This is a genomic window from Streptomyces sp. NPDC044044 (assembly GCF_056434405.1).
This window is the reverse complement of the sequence record NZ_JBWKFG010000010.1, coordinates 462,246-479,829: the sequence shown is the minus strand read 5'-3', so window position 1 is coordinate 479,829 and position 17,584 is coordinate 462,246. Positions and strand designations below refer to the sequence as shown.

Below are 17,584 nucleotides of genomic sequence, written 5' to 3'. Positions count from 1 at the left end.
GCGAGTGCCCCTTGCCGCAGAAGAACAAGCGGTCCTACGGCAGCGCGAGCATCCGCTCCAGCGCCAGCTTCGCGAACTGCTCGGTCTCGCGGTCGACCTCGATCTGGTTGACCAGCTTGCCCTCGGCGAGCGACTCGAGCGCCCAGACCAGGTGCGGCAGGTCGATCCGGTTCATGGTCGAGCAGAAGCAGACGGTCTTGTCGAGGAAGACGATCTCCTTGTCATCGGCGGCGAAACGGTTCGCCAGGCGGCGTACGAGATTCAGCTCGGTCCCGATCGCCCACTTGGAACCGGCGGGGGCCGCCTCCAGGGTCTGGATGATGTGCTCCGTGGAGCCCACGTAGTCCGCCGCGGCCACGACCTCGTGCTTGCACTCGGGGTGCACCAGGACGTTGACGCCGGGGATCCGCGCGCGCACGTCCTCGACGGACTCCAGCGAGAAGCGCCCGTGCACCGAGCAGTGCCCGCGCCACAGGATCATCTTGGCGTTCCGCAGCTGCTCGACGGTAAGGCCGCCGTTCGGCTTGTGCGGGTTGTAGAGGACGCAGTCCTCAAGGGTGAGGCCCATGTCCCGGACCGCGGTGTTCCGGCCGAGGTGCTGGTCGGGCAGGAAGAGGATCTTCTCGCCCTGGTCGAAGGCCCACTCCAGGGCGCGCTTGGCGTTGGACGAGGTGCAGATCGTCCCGCCGTGCTTGCCGGTGAAGGCCTTGATGTCGGCCGAGGAGTTCATGTACGAGACGGGCACGACCTGCTCGGCTATCCCGGCCTCGGTCAGCACGTCCCAGCACTCCGCGACCTGCTCGGCCGTGGCCATGTCGGCCATCGAGCAGCCGGCGGCCAGGTCGGGCAGGACGACCTTCTGGTCGTCGGTGGTCAGGATGTCCGCGGACTCGGCCATGAAGTGCACGCCGCAGAAGACGATGTACTCGGCCTCCGGCTTGGCGGCCGCGTCCTTGGCCAGCTTGAAGGAGTCGCCGGTGACATCCGCGAACTGGATGACCTCGTCGCGCTGGTAGTGGTGGCCGAGCACGAAGACCTTGTCGCCGAGCTTCTCCTTGGCGGCGCGGGCGCGCTCGACCAGGTCGGGGTCGGAGGGCGACGGCAGGTCGCCTGGGCACTCCACGCCGCGCTCGCTCTTGGGGTCGGCCTCGCGGCCGAGCAGCAGCAGGGCGAGCGGCGTCGGCTGGACGTCGAGGTCCACGGGGGACTGGGCGGTGGTCACGAGACACGCACCCTTTCTTCGAAATTAATGAGCGCGGCGACAGCCGCTCCAGTGGAGCCGGTGCTTGCACCGGGGGCTTTTCGTCTAATTGACGTTATCTATCATAACCGCTTCACGTCAGTTTGACGATGGCCATAGTGTCGATGTGACGCGTTCGCCTTCGACGGGCCGATGCCCCACGAGGCGGCATGTGCGAGCATGAAGGGACCGACAGCCGAGAGACACAGCACTCGGCCCGGAATGAATCCGCGGCCCCGACGGTTGCAACCGTCGGCAAGCAGTCTCCGTACAACCCGGGAGAGAAGCAGATGTCCGTATCGGACGAGACCACCACCGTGAGCGACGGCATCCTCCTGTCCGACGCCGCCGCGGGCAAGGTCAAGGGCCTTCTTGAGCAGGAGGGCCGGGACGACCTGGCGCTGCGCGTCGCCGTTCAGCCCGGCGGCTGCTCGGGCCTTCGCTACCAGCTGTTCTTCGACGAGCGCTCCCTGGACGGCGACGTCGTCAAGGACTTCGACGGCGTGAAGGTCGTCACCGACCGGATGAGCGCTCCGTACCTGGGCGGCGCCTCCATCGACTTCGTCGACACCATCGAGAAGCAGGGCTTCACGATCGACAACCCGAACGCCACGGGCTCCTGCGCCTGCGGCGACTCGTTCAGCTAAAGAGTCCTCACACGGAGGCGGCCCCCGAAATTCTTCGGGGGCCGCCTCCGTGTGTTCCTGGTGTTCTCCGCGCGGTGCGCTACGTGCGCGGCACCGTCGCGCCGCCCTCCGCGTCCACGACCTTGCGGTCGCCCAGCGGCTTGTCCAGGGTCACGGTCTCCGTGAACTCCTTGGCGATCATGATGCAGACCTTGCCCTTCTTGTGGGTCTCGGTCACCTTCACGCGCACGCTGTCCTTGCTCTCGTCGGCCGACGCCGAGTAGTCACTGCAGGCACCGCCCCAGAAGTGCACCGTCAGGGACTTCCCGTCCGCGCTGTAGGACTTGACGTCCGGAGTCGGTTCCTTCTGGCCCGCGCCCGGCTTCTCGGTGGGCGTCGGGGTGGGGGACGGCGTGCTCGGCGAGGTGAGGAACTTCGGTTCCACCGCCGGATGCGTCACCGTGAAGGAGTCCTTCGCGCCCTGCGGCTTCACGTCGAACAGCCAGGCGGGCACGAGCGTCTGGCGCCCGTCCACGAAGTGCACCGCGAGCCCGAACGTGGCGTCCTCGACCGTGATCGGCTGCGGCTTAGGAGGCGCGGAGGAGGGCTCCTCGCAGGGCGCCTTCGTCCGGTCGTCGCCCGCCGGGCCGCCCGAGCCCTCCGAGCTGTCCGCCGTGTCACCCCCGGTGTTGGGCACCGCCGACGCGCAGCCGCCGATGCCGACGCGGCCGTCGCCGCCGCCCGACTTGTTGAGCTGCTCCAGGGTCTCGCCGGCGCTGATCACCGGGTACGTGGCACCCTTCTCCGGCGCCTTCAACTGGCCACTGCCGCCGACCACTTGGCCGTCCGAGCCGACCTGGATGCCGGTCGACCAGCCGTACGTGGGGAGTCCGCCCACCTTCGGGTCGGCGTTCACCACCCGTACGCCGCCCATGAGTTGACGGGCGTCCAGCTTCGCGTCGTCCTGGCCCACGGCCTTCAGGACCGGCGCCGCCGCCTTCTTCGCCGCGCTCTCGCCCACCGCGTCACCCCCGCCGTTCGGCGCGGTGGACGTCTCCGAACAGGCCTTGCCCTTCTGGCAGTTGTCGCTTCCGCCGGTGGCGTACCGCGAGAACGTCCAGGTGCCCGGGGCCTCCTTGCCCACCTGCAGCGAGGGCCCGGAGCCGTCCTTGGTGGGGCCGATCTTCCAGGCGCCGTCCTGCGAGGTGGGCTTGCCCGTGACGCCGAGCGCCTTGGCGAGGTCGATGACCTGGTCCTGGCTGACGGTGCCCCGCGAGTGGTAGACGGGCGCCGACTCGGGGCCGCCGGGCAGCTTGCCCTCGGCGCGGTAGGTGGCGCCGTTCGGGTCGGGCTCTCCGGGGGCGATGCCCTCGGTGCCGCCCTCGGTGCCGCCTTCCTGCCGGTCGCCGTCCGTGTGTCCGTCGAGGGCGAGCGGCGGGGGAGTGCCGCCGTCGCCGACGGGGGCACTGCCGTTGCCGCTGCCGTCGCTGCCGCCTGACGCGGTCGCGGCGAAGTAGGCCCCGCCGCCACCGACGAGCAGCACCGTGGCCGCCACCGACGCGACGGCGAGACGGGATCGCCGCCGATGCTGCTCGGCCGCGTCGTTACCGGATCGCTCGGTGCTCACCGCATCGCTCCTTCGACTGCACTGCTGTCCCTGGAGGCCCGTGGGTGGGCCTCGTTCGTATGCCGCGTCCCCTTTACGGGGGACAGCGGTGGGACGCAGCGGGGGAGCGCGCGGTTCCCTCGGCGCGCGCCGATACCCCTGGGCCGGTGCGCGGACCGGCCCTCGTCTCGGCCGCGGCTCCGCGGTCGCGGCTGCTCAGTCGCCGTACTCGGACATGCCGTCGATCAGCCGGGCGGACGCGGGCGGGACGCTGACCCCGTGGATCAGCGCGGGCGACACCGGGGCGGGCGAGGCGGCCGCGGGGGCCACCCAGTGCGGGGCCATGCGGGCGCAGTCGCCGCGCAGGGTCTCCATGTTCTCCGCGGGCTCGGCGGACAGCTCGACGGGACGTGCGGTGACGACATGTTTCGAGATAACGGCCATATCCGCACCGTACGCATCGCACACCTCGCGAAAAAAGACCTACTAACGGGTAGTTTGGCCTCTTCAGCGAGGGTGCCCTGACCCGATAGCGTGAACTGTCAATCCCTTGCCTCTCCTCCACAGGAGCATGCCGTCGTGCGTATCGCAGTCACCGGCTCCATCGCCACCGACCACCTGATGACCTTCCCCGGCCGCTTCGCCGACCAACTGGTCGCGGATCAGCTGCACACGGTTTCTCTCTCATTCCTGGTCGACGCCCTAGACGTACGAAGGGGAGGCGTCGCCGCGAACATCTGCTTCGGCATGGGTCAGCTCGGCTCCGACCCGATCCTGGTCGGAGCCGCGGGCTCGGACTTCGGCGAGTACCGCGCCTGGCTCGACCGGCATGGCGTGGACACGGCATCGGTCCGCATCTCCGAGACGCTGCACACGGCCCGCTTCGTGTGCACCACGGACGCCGACCACAACCAGATCGGCTCGTTCTACACGGGTGCCATGAGCGAGGCCCGCCTGATCGAACTGAAGACCGTGGCCGACCGCGTGGGCGGTCTCGACCTGGTCCTCATCGGCGCGGACGACCCCGAGGCGATGATGCGCCACACCGAGGAGTGCCGCACGCGCGGGATTCCCTTCGCCGCGGACTTCTCCCAGCAGATCGCGCGCATGGACGGCGACGAGATCCGCACGCTCCTCGACGGCTCCACGTACCTCTTCTCGAACGAGTACGAGAAGGGGCTCATCGAGTCCAAGACCGGCTGGACCGACGCCGAGATCCTCTCCAAGGTCGGCCACCGCGTGACGACCCTCGGCTCGCGCGGCGTGCGCATCGAGTCCGCGGGCCAGGACCCGATCGAGGTCGGCGTCCCCGAGGAGGAGGCGAAGGTCGAGCCGACCGGCGTCGGCGACGCCTTCCGCGCCGGATTCCTGTCGGGTCTCGCCTGGGGCGTCTCCCACGAGCGCGCGGCGCAGGTCGGCTGCATGCTCGCCACCCTGGTCATCGAGACCGTCGGCACGCAGGAGTACGAGCTCCAGCGCAGCAACTTCATGGACCGCTTCACCAAGGCGTACGGCCACGAGGCCGCGTCCGAGGTCCGGGCCCACCTGGTCTAGTCAGGAGCTCCGGCGGACCACATGGGCACGGCCGTGGTCCGCCGGCTCCTCGCCCACGTACTCCTGGCCCCGCATCTCGCACCACGCCGGGATGTCGAGCCGCGCCGCCTCGTCGTCCGAGAGGACCGTGACGGTGCCGCCCACCGGCACGTCCCCGATGACCTTCGCGAGCTCGATGACGGGGATCGGGCAGCGCTTGCCGAGCGCGTCGACGACGAGGGAAGCGGATTTCGCGCCCGCCGCAGGCGCCACCGGAGCGCCCAGCTGCTCACGCACCCCGGCCACCACGCCCGGCAGAACGTCCAGAAACAGCTCGACCTCCGCTTCCTGGGTCCCCCGTGGGAGTGACACCCGGACGTTGCCCTCACTCAGTACGCCCATCGCCTTCAGGACGTGGCTGGGGGTCAGCGTCGAGCTGGTGCAGGAGGAGCCGGAGGAGACCGAGAACCCGGCCCGGTCCAGCTCGTGCAGCACGGTCTCTCCGTCGACATAGAGACACGAGAAGGTCACCAGGTGGGGCAGGCGCCGCACCGGGTCGCCCACCACCTCCACATCCGGCACGAGGCCCGGCACCCGCGCCCGGATCCGCTCCGTCAACTCCCGCAGCCGTGCGTCCTCCTCGGCGGCCTCGGCCTGCACGGCGCGCAGCGAGGCCGCGGCGGCGACCACCGCCGGGATGTTCTCGAAGCCCGGGGCGCGCCCCGACTCCCGCTCGTCGGCCGGGCCTTGCGGCGAGAACCGCACCCCCTTGCGCACGACGAGCAGCCCCACGCCCGCGGGCCCGCCCCACTTGTGGGCGCTCGCGGCGAGCAGCGACCACTCCCCGCCCACCCGGCCCCACGGCAGCGACTGCGCCGCGTCCACCAGGAGCGGCACCCCGGCGGCGCGACACGCCGAAGCGACATCGGCCACCGGCTGATCCGTGCCCACCTCGTGGTTGGCGGACTGGAGGCAGGCGAGCGCCGTGTCGGAGCGCAGGGCGGCGGCGTACGAGGCCGGGGACACCGCTCCGGACCGGTCCACCGGGATCTCCGTCACCGTCCCCCCGTCGGCTTCGAGGGCCGCCGCCGCATGGAGCACCGACGAGTGTTCGACCGCCGACACCACCAGATGCCGTCCGACACGCCGACGCCCCGCGAGCGCCCCGGCGATCCCGGAGTGCACGGACCGGGTGCCGGAAGAGGTGAAGGAGAGCTCGTCGGGGCGGCAGCCCACCGCGTCGGCGGCCGCCTCCCGGGCGGCGTCGAGCAGCAGCCTGGCCCGCCGTCCCTCGCGATAGAGCCGCGCGGGATCGGCCCACCCCTCGTCGAGCGAGGCCTGCAGGGCCTGCCGGGCCACGGGATGCAGGGGAGCGGAGGATGCGACATCGAAGTAGGACACGGGGCAACGCTAAAGCGTGAGCTCGGGGACAGGCCCCGGGGGAGCGCCCCAAAGGGTCGCGGGGAACTGCGCGACAAGCCACGCCGAATCCGCAACCGCACGCAAACAGTCCCCGCCGAGCTGCTGGGCGCCCGACCCCCCGTCAGAAAGCCCCCGCCGGGAGGGGCATCCCACCCTCCCGGGTGACCCGCGGCGCGTTAGGCACCCTCCCCGCGCGACCCCAAATAGCGTCCAGTAAGGTTTGGCCCGCATAAACATCCAAACCCCTGCCCGCCGCAGGGCGGCGACCGACCACCGAGAAGGCCGCAGCCGAAGCGCGGGCCGAGACTCTCGGGAAGGCGCTACGTGAGTCCCAACGGCTCCGACCGCTCGTCGCGGCGCCCGATGCGGCGGAAGCTGCCGCAGGTGCTGACTGCGGGCCTGATCCTTGCAACCGCGACCGGTTGCACATACAAGGACTTTCCCCGCCTTGGTATGCCCACCCCCGTAACGGAAGAGGCTCCACGGATCCTCTCCCTCTGGCAGGGCTCGTGGGCGGCAGCGCTCGCCACGGGCGTGCTGGTCTGGGGTCTGATCCTGTGGAGTGTCATCTTCCACCGGCGCAGCCGCACCAAGGTGGAGGTACCTCCGCAGACGCGTTACAACATGCCCATCGAGGCGCTTTACACGGTGGTCCCTCTCATCATCGTCTCGGTGCTCTTCTACTTCACGGCACGTGATGAGACGAAGCTCCTCGCTCTCGAGGACAAGCCCGCCCACACGGTCAACGTGGTCGGCTACCAGTGGAGCTGGGGCTTCAACTACATCGAGGACGTGCCGGGTTCCAACAAGGGCGACGCGAAGTCGTCCAAGGAGCTGGAGGCCATCCCGGACAAGTTCCGCGATGCGTTCCCGTCCAACGCCGGCGGTGTCTACGACGTCGGTACGCCCGGCCAGCGGAACCCGCAGAACGGCAACCCCGGTCCGACCCTCTGGCTCCCCAAGGGCGAGAAGGTCCGGTTCGTGCTGACTTCGCGTGACGTCATCCACTCCTTCTGGGTGGTGCCGTTCCTCATGAAGCAGGACGTCATCCCGGGCCACACCAACGCCTTCGAGGTGACTCCCAACAAGGAGGGCACCTTCATGGGCAAGTGCGCCGAGCTCTGCGGTGTCGACCACTCCCGGATGCTCTTCAACGTGAAGGTCGTTTCCCCCGAGCGCTACCAGAAGCACCTCGAGGACCTCGCGAAGAAGAACCAGACCGGATACATCCCGGCCGGCATCGAGCAGACGAGCCACGAGAAGAACCGGGAGACGAACAACCTGTGAGCATCCTCAACGAACCTCAGGGTGCCGCGGCAGCAGAAGACTCGTACGAGAACGAGCTGCCGGTACGGCGCAAGCAGCCGGGCAATGTCGTGATCAAGTGGTTGACCACCACCGACCACAAGACGATCGGCACGCTCTACCTCGTCACGTCGTTCGCGTTCTTCTGCATCGGCGGAGTGATGGCGCTCTTCATGCGCGCCGAACTCGCCCGCCCCGGTTCGCAGCTCATGTCGAACGAGCAGTTCAACCAGGCGTTCACGATGCACGGCACGATCATGCTGCTGATGTTCGCGACGCCGCTGTTCGCCGGATTCGCGAACTGGATCATGCCGCTGCAGATCGGCGCGCCCGACGTGGCGTTCCCGCGGCTGAACATGTTCGCGTACTGGCTGTACCTCTTCGGCTCGCTCATCGCGGTGGCCGGCTTCCTCACCCCGCAGGGTGCGGCCGACTTCGGCTGGTTCGCCTACTCCCCGCTGTCGGACGCCGTCCGCTCGCCGGGCATCGGCGCCGACATGTGGATCATGGGTCTGGCCTTCTCCGGCTTCGGCACGATCCTCGGCTCGGTCAACTTCATCACCACGATCATCTGCATGCGCGCTCCTGGCATGACGATGTTCCGGATGCCGATCTTCGTGTGGAACGTCCTGCTGACCGCGGTTCTGGTCCTGCTGGCCTTCCCGGTTCTGGCCGCCGCGCTGTTCGCCCTGGAGGCGGACCGTAAGTTCGGTGCCCATATCTTCGACGCGTCCAATGGCGGCGCGCTGCTATGGCAACACCTCTTCTGGTTCTTCGGCCATCCAGAGGTGTACATCATCGCGCTACCATTCTTCGGAATCATTTCCGAAGTCATCCCGGTCTTCTCCCGCAAGCCGATGTTCGGCTACATGGGCCTGATCGGCGCGACGATCGCCATCGCGGGTCTCTCCGTGACCGTGTGGGCGCACCACATGTACGTCACCGGTGGCGTGCTCCTACCGTTCTTCTCCTTCATGACGTTCTTGATCGCCGTGCCAACAGGCGTGAAGTTCTTCAACTGGATCGGAACGATGTGGAAGGGCTCACTGAGTTTCGAGACACCGATGCTCTGGGCCGTCGGCTTCCTGATCACCTTCACCTTCGGTGGTCTGACCGGCGTCATCCTGGCCTCGCCGCCGATGGACTTCCACGTCTCGGACTCGTACTTCGTGGTCGCGCACTTCCACTACGTCGTCTTCGGCACCGTGGTCTTCGCGATGTTCTCCGGATTCCACTTCTGGTGGCCGAAGTTCACCGGCAAGATGCTGGACGAGCGGCTCGGCAAGATCACCTTCTGGACGCTGTTCATCGGCTTCCACGGCACGTTCCTGGTGCAGCACTGGCTGGGTGCCGAGGGCATGCCGCGTCGTTACGCGGACTACCTCGCGGCCGACGGCTTCACCGCTCTGAACACGATCTCGACGATCGCCTCGTTCCTGCTGGGCCTGTCGATCCTGCCGTTCTTCTACAACATCTGGAAGACGGCCAAGTACGGCAAGAAGATCGAGGTCGACGACCCGTGGGGCTACGGCCGCTCGCTCGAGTGGGCGACGTCCTGCCCGCCGCCGCGGCACAACTTCCTCACCCTGCCGCGGATCCGTTCCGAATCCCCGGCGTTCGACCTGCATCACCCTGAGATCGCGGCTCTCGACCAGCTCGAGAACAGCGGCCACGGTGACAAGGCGCTCGCGGGCGGCAAGGAGGCCGGCAAGTGAAGGTCCAAGGCAAGATGTTCATCTGGCTGAGCGTCTTCGTGCTCGCCATGGCGATCGTCTACGGCTGGTGGTCCAAGGAGCCGGCCGGTACGACCGCGCTGTTCCTGGCCTTCGGCCTGTGCATCATGATCGGCTACTACCTGGCCTTCACGGCCCGGCGTGTCGACGCGGCCGCACAGGACAACAAGGAGGCCGACGTAGCGGACGAGGCCGGCGAGGTGGGCTTCTTCAGCCCGCACAGCTGGCAGCCGCTCTCGCTGGCCATCGGTGGCGCGCTCGCCTTCATGGGCGTCGTCTTCGGCTGGTGGCTGCTGTACTTCTCGTTCCCGATCCTGATGATCGGCCTCTTCGGCTGGGTCTTCGAGTACTACCGGGGCGAGAACCAGACTCAGTGAGTCTGTGATCTCCCGCTTCACCGAGGGGCCCGGACACTCCGTCAGGAGCGTCCGGGCCCCTCGGCGTGTCGCGTCCGACCCTCGTACGGGTCACTCGGCGCGCCGGAGCCGATGAACCTTCATACCGTGTGTTCATGAGCCACTCACCGCGAATCCGCACGGTACTGAGCTGCACCATGCTGGTGGCCGCCCTCGGGGTGGGAACCACGGCCTGTGGCAGCTCCGACAGCCATCCGCTCTCGGCTAAGCCGTACGACGCGGCGGGCCAGATCGCCTTCAACAGCCCGGCGGGCAGCCAGAAGGCGGATCCGGACAAGCCCCTGGAGGTCACCGCCCAGGGCGAGGACGGGCGCATCACCGATGTGACGGCCACTGATGCGCATGGGCGGTACGTGGCCGGCGAACTCGCCGCCGACGGCGCCCGCTGGCACAGCACGGCGCCCCTCGCGGCGGGCGCGCACTACACCGTGCGGGTGAGCACCGAGGACGAGGAAGGTTCGCCGGGCCGCAAGGTCATGAACTTCGACACAGGCGTCCCGGCCAAGAAGAAGCGCCTCGACGTCACCTTCGGCCCCGATTCGGGCAAGTACGGCGTCGGCCAGCCCGTCACGGCCAAGCTCAGCGCCAAGGTGAAGGACAAGAAGGCGCGGGCCATCGTGGAGCGCGCGCTGAAGGTCGAGACACAGCCCGCCACGAACGGCACCTGGCACTGGGTGGACAGCAAGACGCTGCACTACCGCCCCAAGGAGTACTGGCCCACGGGCGCGACCATCAACGTACGGAGCAACCTAGAGGGCATCAAGGTCCGCGACAGGCTCTGGGGCGGCGACGCCAAGCCGCTGAAGCTGACCATCGGCGACCGCATCGAGGCCGTGACGGACGCGGGTTCGCACTACATGACGGTCTACCGCAACGGCGAGGAGATCAACTCCATGCCGGTGACGACGGGCAAGCCCGGCTACTCCACGCGCAACGGCGTCAAGGTGGTGCTGGGCAAGGAGTACTCCGTACGTATGACCAGTGCCAGCATCGGCGCATCGGACTTCTACGACAAGATGGTCTACTACGCGACGCGGGTCACCGACTCCGGCGAGTACGTGCACGCCGCGCCCTGGTCGGTCGGCTCGCAGGGCTACGCGAACACCAGCCACGGCTGCACCGGCATGAGCACCGGCGACGCCGCCTGGTTCTACGAGACCGTCCGGCAGGGCGACATCGTGAAGGTCGTCAACAGCTATGGCGCGGACATGGATCCGTTCGGCAACGGCTTCGGCGACTGGAACGTCGACTGGAAGGACTGGCGGGACGGCAGCGCCCTGCTGAGCGGCGCCAAGGAAGGCCCCACGGCCCTCGACACGGCCCGGCTGCGGCCACAGGTCTAGCAGCTCCGCAGAGAGCACAGAACAGCACAGAAGGCCCCGTGCCGCGGCGCGGGGCCTTCTGCCGTTCCGTCAGGCCTGGACGGCCAGCCTCTCGCGCAGCAGAGCGGCCAGGGAGTCCGCGAACTCGACCGGGTCGACCGGAAGGGTCACGGCGGCCTCCGCGCGGCTCCAGGTGGCCAGCCAGGCGTCCTGCGGGCGCCCCATGAGCAGGAGCACGGGCGGGCAGTGGAAGATCTCGTCCTTGAGCTGACGGCAGACGCCCATGCCGCCGACGGGTGTGGCCTCGCCGTCCAGGACGCAGACGTCGATGCCGCCCCGATCGAGCTCCTTCAGCACGGCGGGGAGCGTCGCGCACTCGATGAACTCGACCGCGGGAACGTCCGCCGCCGGCCTGCGTCCGGTGGCCAACCGGACCTGCTCGCGGGTGCTCGCGTTGTCGCTGTAGACCAGCACCGTGGCGGTCGGCTGCATTGTTCCTCCGCTTCGTTGAGGGGCTCTCGGCCAGGGGCCGATGCGCGGATGCTACTCCTCCGGACACCCCGTCAACAGCGGTTCGGACAGCCCTTCGATGGGCCATACGGGCAGGACACACCCCGCAGACACTCCGAACGGCACCCCCCGGGGTGAGGGCGGGATAAGCGACCGACATAATGTCGGTCGTGGCGACAGCAACGACAGTAGATACCGGGCACGCGCACCCGCCGGTCAATCGGCCGAACCTCACCAGCGTCGGAACCATCATTTGGCTGAGTTCCGAGCTGATGTTCTTCGCGGCCCTCTTCGCGATGTACTTCACCCTGCGATCGGTGACAGGACCTGAGCACTGGAAGGAAATGGCGTCCGCGCTGAACTTCCCGTTCTCGGCGACGAACACCACGATCCTGGTGCTCTCCTCCCTCACCTGTCAGCTCGGCGTCTTCGCCGCCGAGCGTGGTGACGTGAAGAAGCTCCGGATGTGGTTCATCGTCACCTTCATCATGGGTGCGGTCTTTATCGGCGGTCAGGTGTACGAGTACACCGAGCTGGTCAAGCACGAGGGCCTCTCGCTCTCGTCCGACCCGTACGGCTCGGTCTTCTACCTGACCACCGGCTTCCACGGCATGCATGTGACAGGCGGTCTGATCGCCTTCCTGCTGGTCCTCGGCAGGACGTATGCGGCCAGGAAGTTCACCCATGAGCAGGCGACCGCAGCCATCGTCGTGTCCTACTACTGGCACTTCGTCGATGTTGTCTGGATCGGTCTCTTTGCCACGATCTACATGATCAAGTAAACGGGTCCGGGCCCCGATGGGCCCGACGTCCGACTCATTCCAGAAGCATCGACGCTGAAGATCCTGACACCGGGGTAATCCGTGAAAAAGCTCTCCGCACGACGACGCCACCCGTTGGCGGCGGTCGTCGTCCTACTCCTCGCGCTGGCGGCCACCGGGGGGCTGTACGCCGCGTTCGCACCCGCGGACAAGGCGCAGGCCGACGACACCGCCCAGTCCCTCGCCATCGACGAGGGCAAGAAGCTGTACTCCGTGGGCTGCTCCAGCTGCCACGGAACCGGCGGTCAGGGGTCCTCCGACGGTCCTAGCCTGGTGGGCGTCGGCGCAGCCGCCGTCGACTTCCAGGTCAGCACCGGCCGTATGCCGCTGCAGCAGCCGGGCGCCCAGGCGCCGAAGAAGAAGGCCATCTACAACCAGGCCCAGATCGACCAGCTCGCGGCGTACATCGCCTCGCTGGGCGCGGGCCCGACCATCCCCACCGAGAAGCAGTACAGCCCGGACGGGGCGGACATCGCCAAGGGTGGCGAGCTGTTCCGCACCAACTGCGCGCAGTGCCACAACTTCACCGGTGAGGGCGGCGCGTTGACGAAGGGCAAGTTCGCTCCTTCGTTGGAGGATGTCTCCCCGAAGCACATCTACGAGGCCATGCAGACCGGCCCGCAGAACATGCCGTCCTTCCCCGACACGATCATGCCGGAGAAGAACAAAAAGGACATCATCGCGTACCTCGACGCGGTCAACGGCGAGCAGACCGAGAGCCCTGGCGGTCTGAAGCTGGGCGGCCTGGGTCCGGTCAGTGAAGGCCTGTTCGGCTGGATCTTCGGTCTCGGCTCGCTGATCGCGGTCGCCGTGTGGGTCGCCGCTCGGACCGCAAAGGCCAAGAAGTCATGAGTAGCCAAGAGAAATCAGAAGAGAACCTGCCCAGCGTGCAGGAGACCGAGCACGGCTCGGTGGCGGTCGCGGACGAGAACCCGTTCGCCGACCCGGGGCTTCCGCCCCATGAGCATCGTGTCCAGGACATCGACGAGCGGGCCGCCAGGCGTTCCGAGCGTGCGGTCGCCTTCCTGTTCACGCTCTCGATGCTCGCCACGATCGGCTTCATCGCCTCGTTCGTGTCGTTCCCGGTCGACAAGCGCGTCTACATCTTCCCGATCGGTCACATCAGCGCGCTGAACTTCTCCCTGGGCATGACCCTGGGTCTCGCGCTCTTCTGCATCGGCGCGGGCGCGGTCCACTGGGCCCGCACCCTGATGTCCGACGTGGAGGTCGCCGACGAGCGGCACCCCATCGAGGCCGAGCCCGAGGTCAAGGCCAAGGTCATGGCCGACTTCAAGGCCGGTGCCGCGGAGTCGCAGTTCGGCCGGCGCAAGCTGATCCGCAACACGATGTTCGGCGCGCTGGCCATGGTGCCGCTCTCCGGCGTCGTCCTGCTGCGTGACCTCGGTCCGCTGCCCGAGGACAAGCTGCGGCACACGCTGTGGTCCAAGGGCAAGTTGCTCGTGAACATGAACACGAACGAGCCGCTGCGTCCGTCGGACATCCAGGTCGGCTCGCTGACCTTCGCCAAGCCCGAGGGCCTGGAGGAGCACGATCACGACTTCCAGAAGGAGATCGCCAAGGCGGCCCTGATGATCGTCCGGATCCAGCCGGACAACATCAAGGACAAGCAGGAACTCGAGTGGTCGCACGACGGTGTCGTCGCGTACTCGAAGATCTGCACCCACGTCGGTTGCCCGATCTCCCTGTACGAGCAGCAGACGCACCACGTCCTCTGCCCGTGCCACCAGTCCACCTTCGACCTCTCCGACGGTGCCCGAGTGATCTTCGGCCCGGCCGGTCACGCGCTGCCGCAGCTGCGCATCGCCGTGAACGAAGAGGGCTACCTCGAGGCGCTCGGCGACTTCGCTGAGCCCGTCGGTCCTGCATTCTGGGAGCGCGGATGAGCACTACGACGACTGATACGCGCAAGAAGGAGGCGCCCGCCGGTGAGCGGGTCGCCGACTGGGCAGACGGCCGCCTGGGGATCTACTCCCTGGCCAAGGCCAACATGCGCAAGATCTTCCCGGACCACTGGTCCTTCATGCTCGGTGAGATCTGCCTCTACAGCTTCATCATCATCATCCTCACGGGTGTGTACCTGACCCTGTTCTTCCACCCGTCGATGAACGAGGTGGAGTACCACGGCAGCTACATCCCGCTGCAGGGCCAGCTGATGTCCGAGGCGTTCAACTCGACCATGCACATCAGCTTCGATGTGCGCGGTGGTCTGCTGATCCGGCAGATCCACCACTGGGCGGCGCTGATCTTCCTCGCGGCGATGTTCGTGCACATGATGCGCGTCTTCTTCACGGGTGCCTTCCGCAAGCCCCGCGAGGTCAACTGGGTCTTCGGGTTCCTGCTGTTCGTCCTGGGCATGTTCACCGGCTTCACCGGCTACTCGCTCCCTGACGACCTGCTCTCCGGTACCGGTGTGCGCTTCATGCAGGGCGCCGTCCTGTCCGTGCCGATCGTGGGCACGTACCTGTCGATGTTCCTGTTCGGCGGGGAGTTCCCCGGCGGCGACTTCGTGGCCCGGTTCTACTCGGTGCACATCCTGCTGCTGCCGGGCATCATGCTCGGCCTCGTGGTGGCGCACCTGATCCTGGTCTTCTACCACAAGCACACGCAGTTCGCGGGCCCCGGGAAGACGAACAAGAACGTCGTCGGCATGCCGCTGCTGCCGGTCTACATGGCGAAGGCCGGAGGGTTCTTCTTCCTGGTCTTCGGCGTGATCGCGGCCATCTCGGCGATCGCCACGATCAACCCGATCTGGGCGCTCGGTCCCTACCGTCCCGACCAGGTCTCCACCGGAGCCCAGCCCGACTGGTACATGGGCTTCTCCGAGGGTCTGATCCGTGTCATGCCGGGCTGGGAGATCAACGCCTGGGGTCACACGCTCGTCCTTGGCGTGTTCATCCCGCTGGTCATCTTCCCGCTGGTCCTGGTCGCGATCGCGGTCTATCCGTTCATCGAGTCCTGGGTCACCGGCGACAAGCGCGAGCACCACATCCTGGACCGCCCGCGCAACGTCCCGACCCGTACGGCCTTCGGCGTCGCGTGGATCACCTGGTACTTCGTGCTCCTCGTCGGCGGTGGAAACGACCTCTGGGCCACGCACTTCCACCTGTCGATCAACTCGATCACCTGGTTCGTGCGCATCGCCTTCTTCGTGGCACCGGTCCTCGCCTTCATCGCCACCAAGCGGATCTGCCTGGGTCTGCAGCGGCGCGACAAGGAGAAGGTCCTGCACGGCCGCGAGTCGGGCATCATCAAGCGCCTGCCGCACGGTGAGTTCATCGAGGTCCACGAGCCGCTCAACCAGGAGCAGCTGCACACGCTCACCGCGCACGAGCAGTACGCGCCGGTCGAGATCGGCCCCTCGGTCGACGAGAACGGCGTCGAGCGCAAGGTGACCGGTTCGCAGAAGCTCCGGGCCAAGCTCAGCAAGGGCTACTACGGGGATGACAACCAGATCCCCAAGCCCACCACCGAGGAGTACAAGGAGATCACGAGCGGCCACGGCCACCACTGATCCTCCGAACGCTCCGACGTTCTGACCCAAGGTCGCCACGGCGAGAGCCCCGTCCCTGCATCCAGTGCATGGACGGGGCTCTTTGCCGTCCCCCGGGCTGGATAAGGTGGTCCCGTCCCCATGTGCCGGGATGCTTTCTTCCTACGCTGACGAACCCAGGAGCGGCTATGAGCGCTGTGACCCCCGCAGGAGGCAATACCGCGGCGGCCCGTTCCTGGCCGGGTGTGCTGAACGGCCTGCTCGACGGGAACGACCAGAGCGCCGACGACACGGCCTGGGCGATGGACCGCATCATGCGGGGCGAGGCCACCGACGCGCAGATCGCCGGCTTCGTCGTGGCGCTGCGGGCCAAGGGCGAGACCGTGGAGGAGATCTCCGGTCTCGTGCGCACCATGTACGAGCACGCCAATGTGATCGAGGTGCCGGGGCGGACCGTCGACATCGTCGGCACGGGCGGTGACGGTGCCAAGACCGTCAACATCTCCACGATGTCCGCGATCGTCATCGCAGGCGCGGGCGCGAAGGTCGTCAAGCACGGCAATCGCGCCGCGTCGTCGGCCAGCGGCGCCTCCGACGTGCTCGAGAAGCTCGGCGTGAACCTCGAGCTCACCCCGCGGCGGGTCGTCGAGGTCGCGGAGGAGGCGGGGATCACCTTCTGCTTCGCGGTGAAGTTCCACCCGGCGCTGCGGTACGCGGGCGGTGCGCGCAGCCAGCTGGGGATCAGGACCGTGTTCAACCTCCTGGGTCCGCTCACCAACCCGGCCCGGGTGCGCTCCCAGGCCGTCGGCGTCGCCGACGCGCGGATGGCGCCGATCGTGGCAGGCGTCTTCGCCGAGCGCGGGCACTCCTCCCTCGTCTTCCGCGGTGACGACGGCCTCGACGAGCTGACGACCACGTCGACCTCCCGGGTCTGGGTGGTGCGGGACGGCGCCGTGCGCGAGGAGTCCTTCGACCCGCGCGACGTCGGCATCGACCTCGTCCCCGTGGAGGCGCTGCGGGGCGCCGACGCGTCGTACAACGCCGAGGTGGCGCTGCGCCTCCTGGACGGCGAGACCGGGCCCGTGCGGGACGCCGTGCTGCTCAACTCGGCGGCGGCCCTGGTGGCCCTCTCGCCGGGCGAGGGGAGCCTCGTGGAGCAGATCCGCGGGGGCATCGCGCAGGCGGCCGATTCGATCGACTCCGGGGCCGCGAAGAAGGCCCTGGAGCGCTGGGTGTCGGCCAGCAACAGGTGAATGTGGCGCACACCGCAGTCCGGATCCCGGACTGCGGTGGGCACCGGGAAGATCGTGTGGCAAGATGCTGCGCAGGTCATGAGTGACAGCGATTAGGCCCCGGCTCGCTGTCCGGCAACCCTCCGTCCGTGGCGGGGTGCCCCGGGTGAAGACCAGGCCGTGGACAGCAAGGTCCATGGCAAGCGCGGACCCCTGCGAACCCTGGGGTCCTGGTCCTCAAGGGAGCAGTCTCGTGAGCAAGCGAATGCGATAGGGCTTTCCGGCCCCTTTTCCGCACCCCCTTTTC

General features: G+C 67.8%; 16 protein-coding genes and 1 riboswitch. Of the genes, 11 read left to right on the top strand and 5 right to left on the bottom strand.

Annotation, left to right across the window (positions count from 1 at the left end; translation table 11 throughout):
* Positions 1–34: 34 nt before the first annotated feature.
* Positions 35–1,222, bottom strand: a complete 1,188-nt coding sequence (nadA, locus tag AC07AG_RS35795) for a quinolinate synthase NadA (RefSeq protein WP_478760562.1) — start codon at positions 1,220–1,222, stop codon at positions 35–37.
* 308 nt (positions 1,223–1,530) lie between these two features.
* Here nadA and AC07AG_RS35790 point away from each other — a divergent pair, with 308 nt between their 5' ends.
* The gene (locus AC07AG_RS35790; RefSeq protein WP_249590357.1) at positions 1,531–1,887 is read left to right on the top strand and encodes a HesB/IscA family protein; all 357 of its coding nucleotides are present in this window, start codon (positions 1,531–1,533) and stop codon (positions 1,885–1,887) included.
* Positions 1,888–1,966: 79 nt separating this feature from the next.
* On the opposite strand, the gene AC07AG_RS35785 is transcribed toward AC07AG_RS35790, so the two are convergent.
* Both AC07AG_RS35785 and AC07AG_RS35780 read right to left on the bottom strand, forming a co-directional pair.
* Positions 1,967–3,493: a hypothetical protein gene (locus AC07AG_RS35785; RefSeq protein ID WP_478760561.1), complete on the bottom strand. Its 1,527-nt coding sequence runs from the start codon at positions 3,491–3,493 to the stop codon at positions 1,967–1,969.
* Positions 3,494–3,688: 195 nt separating this feature from the next.
* Positions 3,689–3,916: a hypothetical protein gene (locus tag AC07AG_RS35780; RefSeq protein WP_478760660.1), complete on the bottom strand. Its 228-nt coding sequence runs from the start codon at positions 3,914–3,916 to the stop codon at positions 3,689–3,691.
* A 135-nt stretch (positions 3,917–4,051) separates the two neighbouring features.
* Between AC07AG_RS35780 and AC07AG_RS35775 the strand changes: the two genes are divergently transcribed.
* Positions 4,052–5,026 (top strand): carbohydrate kinase family protein, encoded by a 975-nt coding sequence (locus AC07AG_RS35775; RefSeq protein WP_478760559.1) that lies wholly within the window; start codon positions 4,052–4,054, stop codon positions 5,024–5,026.
* Here AC07AG_RS35775 and AC07AG_RS35770 read toward each other — a convergent pair whose 3' ends face one another.
* Entirely contained in the window at positions 5,027–6,406 is a 1,380-nt protein-coding gene (locus tag AC07AG_RS35770) for an aminotransferase class V-fold PLP-dependent enzyme (protein WP_478760558.1), read from the bottom strand.
* Positions 6,407–6,751: 345 nt separating this feature from the next.
* On the opposite strand from AC07AG_RS35770, the gene ctaC reads away from it, so the two are divergent.
* The 4 genes from ctaC (at position 6,752) to AC07AG_RS35750 (ending at position 11,224) form a co-directional block, all read left to right on the top strand.
* A complete protein-coding gene (ctaC, locus tag AC07AG_RS35765) occupies positions 6,752–7,714 on the top strand; it encodes an aa3-type cytochrome oxidase subunit II (RefSeq protein WP_478760556.1) in 963 nt (320 codons plus the stop codon).
* Complete coding sequence (gene ctaD, locus AC07AG_RS35760) at positions 7,711–9,447, top strand: aa3-type cytochrome oxidase subunit I (RefSeq protein ID WP_361045615.1); 1,737 nt, start codon at positions 7,711–7,713, stop codon at positions 9,445–9,447. The genes ctaC and ctaD overlap by 4 nt, the downstream gene beginning before the upstream one ends.
* Positions 9,444–9,842 (top strand): cytochrome c oxidase subunit 4, encoded by a 399-nt coding sequence (locus tag AC07AG_RS35755; RefSeq protein ID WP_249590363.1) that lies wholly within the window; start codon positions 9,444–9,446, stop codon positions 9,840–9,842. Before ctaD ends, AC07AG_RS35755 begins: the two co-directional genes overlap by 4 nt.
* Positions 9,843–9,976: 134 nt before the next feature.
* On the top strand, positions 9,977–11,224 hold the full coding sequence (locus tag AC07AG_RS35750) for a L,D-transpeptidase (protein ID WP_478760554.1): 1,248 nt from the start codon (positions 9,977–9,979) through the stop codon (positions 11,222–11,224).
* 69 nt (positions 11,225–11,293) lie between these two features.
* On the opposite strand, the gene AC07AG_RS35745 is transcribed toward AC07AG_RS35750, so the two are convergent.
* Positions 11,294–11,695, bottom strand: a complete 402-nt coding sequence (locus tag AC07AG_RS35745) for a hypothetical protein (RefSeq protein ID WP_478760552.1) — start codon at positions 11,693–11,695, stop codon at positions 11,294–11,296.
* Between the two features lie 179 nt (positions 11,696–11,874).
* Between AC07AG_RS35745 and ctaE the strand changes: the two genes are divergently transcribed.
* The 5 genes from ctaE (at position 11,875) to trpD (ending at position 17,298) form a co-directional block, all read left to right on the top strand.
* Positions 11,875–12,495, top strand: a complete 621-nt coding sequence (gene ctaE / locus AC07AG_RS35740) for an aa3-type cytochrome oxidase subunit III (protein ID WP_249590366.1) — start codon at positions 11,875–11,877, stop codon at positions 12,493–12,495.
* A gap of 81 nt (positions 12,496–12,576) precedes the next feature.
* Positions 12,577–13,386, top strand: coding sequence for a cytochrome bc1 complex diheme cytochrome c subunit (gene qcrC / locus AC07AG_RS35735; protein ID WP_361045610.1), 810 nt, complete (start codon positions 12,577–12,579; stop codon positions 13,384–13,386).
* The gene (gene qcrA, locus AC07AG_RS35730; RefSeq protein WP_249590368.1) at positions 13,383–14,438 is read left to right on the top strand and encodes a cytochrome bc1 complex Rieske iron-sulfur subunit; all 1,056 of its coding nucleotides are present in this window, start codon (positions 13,383–13,385) and stop codon (positions 14,436–14,438) included. Before qcrC ends, qcrA begins: the two co-directional genes overlap by 4 nt.
* Positions 14,435–16,066, top strand: a complete 1,632-nt coding sequence (gene qcrB / locus AC07AG_RS35725) for a cytochrome bc1 complex cytochrome b subunit (RefSeq protein ID WP_478760551.1) — start codon at positions 14,435–14,437, stop codon at positions 16,064–16,066. Before qcrA ends, qcrB begins: the two co-directional genes overlap by 4 nt.
* 167 nt (positions 16,067–16,233) lie before the next feature.
* A complete protein-coding gene (gene trpD, locus AC07AG_RS35720; protein WP_478760550.1) occupies positions 16,234–17,298 on the top strand; it encodes an anthranilate phosphoribosyltransferase in 1,065 nt (354 codons plus the stop codon).
* Positions 17,299–17,372: 74 nt separating this feature from the next.
* Positions 17,373–17,489: riboswitch (SAM riboswitch) on the top strand.
* The last annotated feature ends 95 nt before the right edge of the window (positions 17,490–17,584 follow it).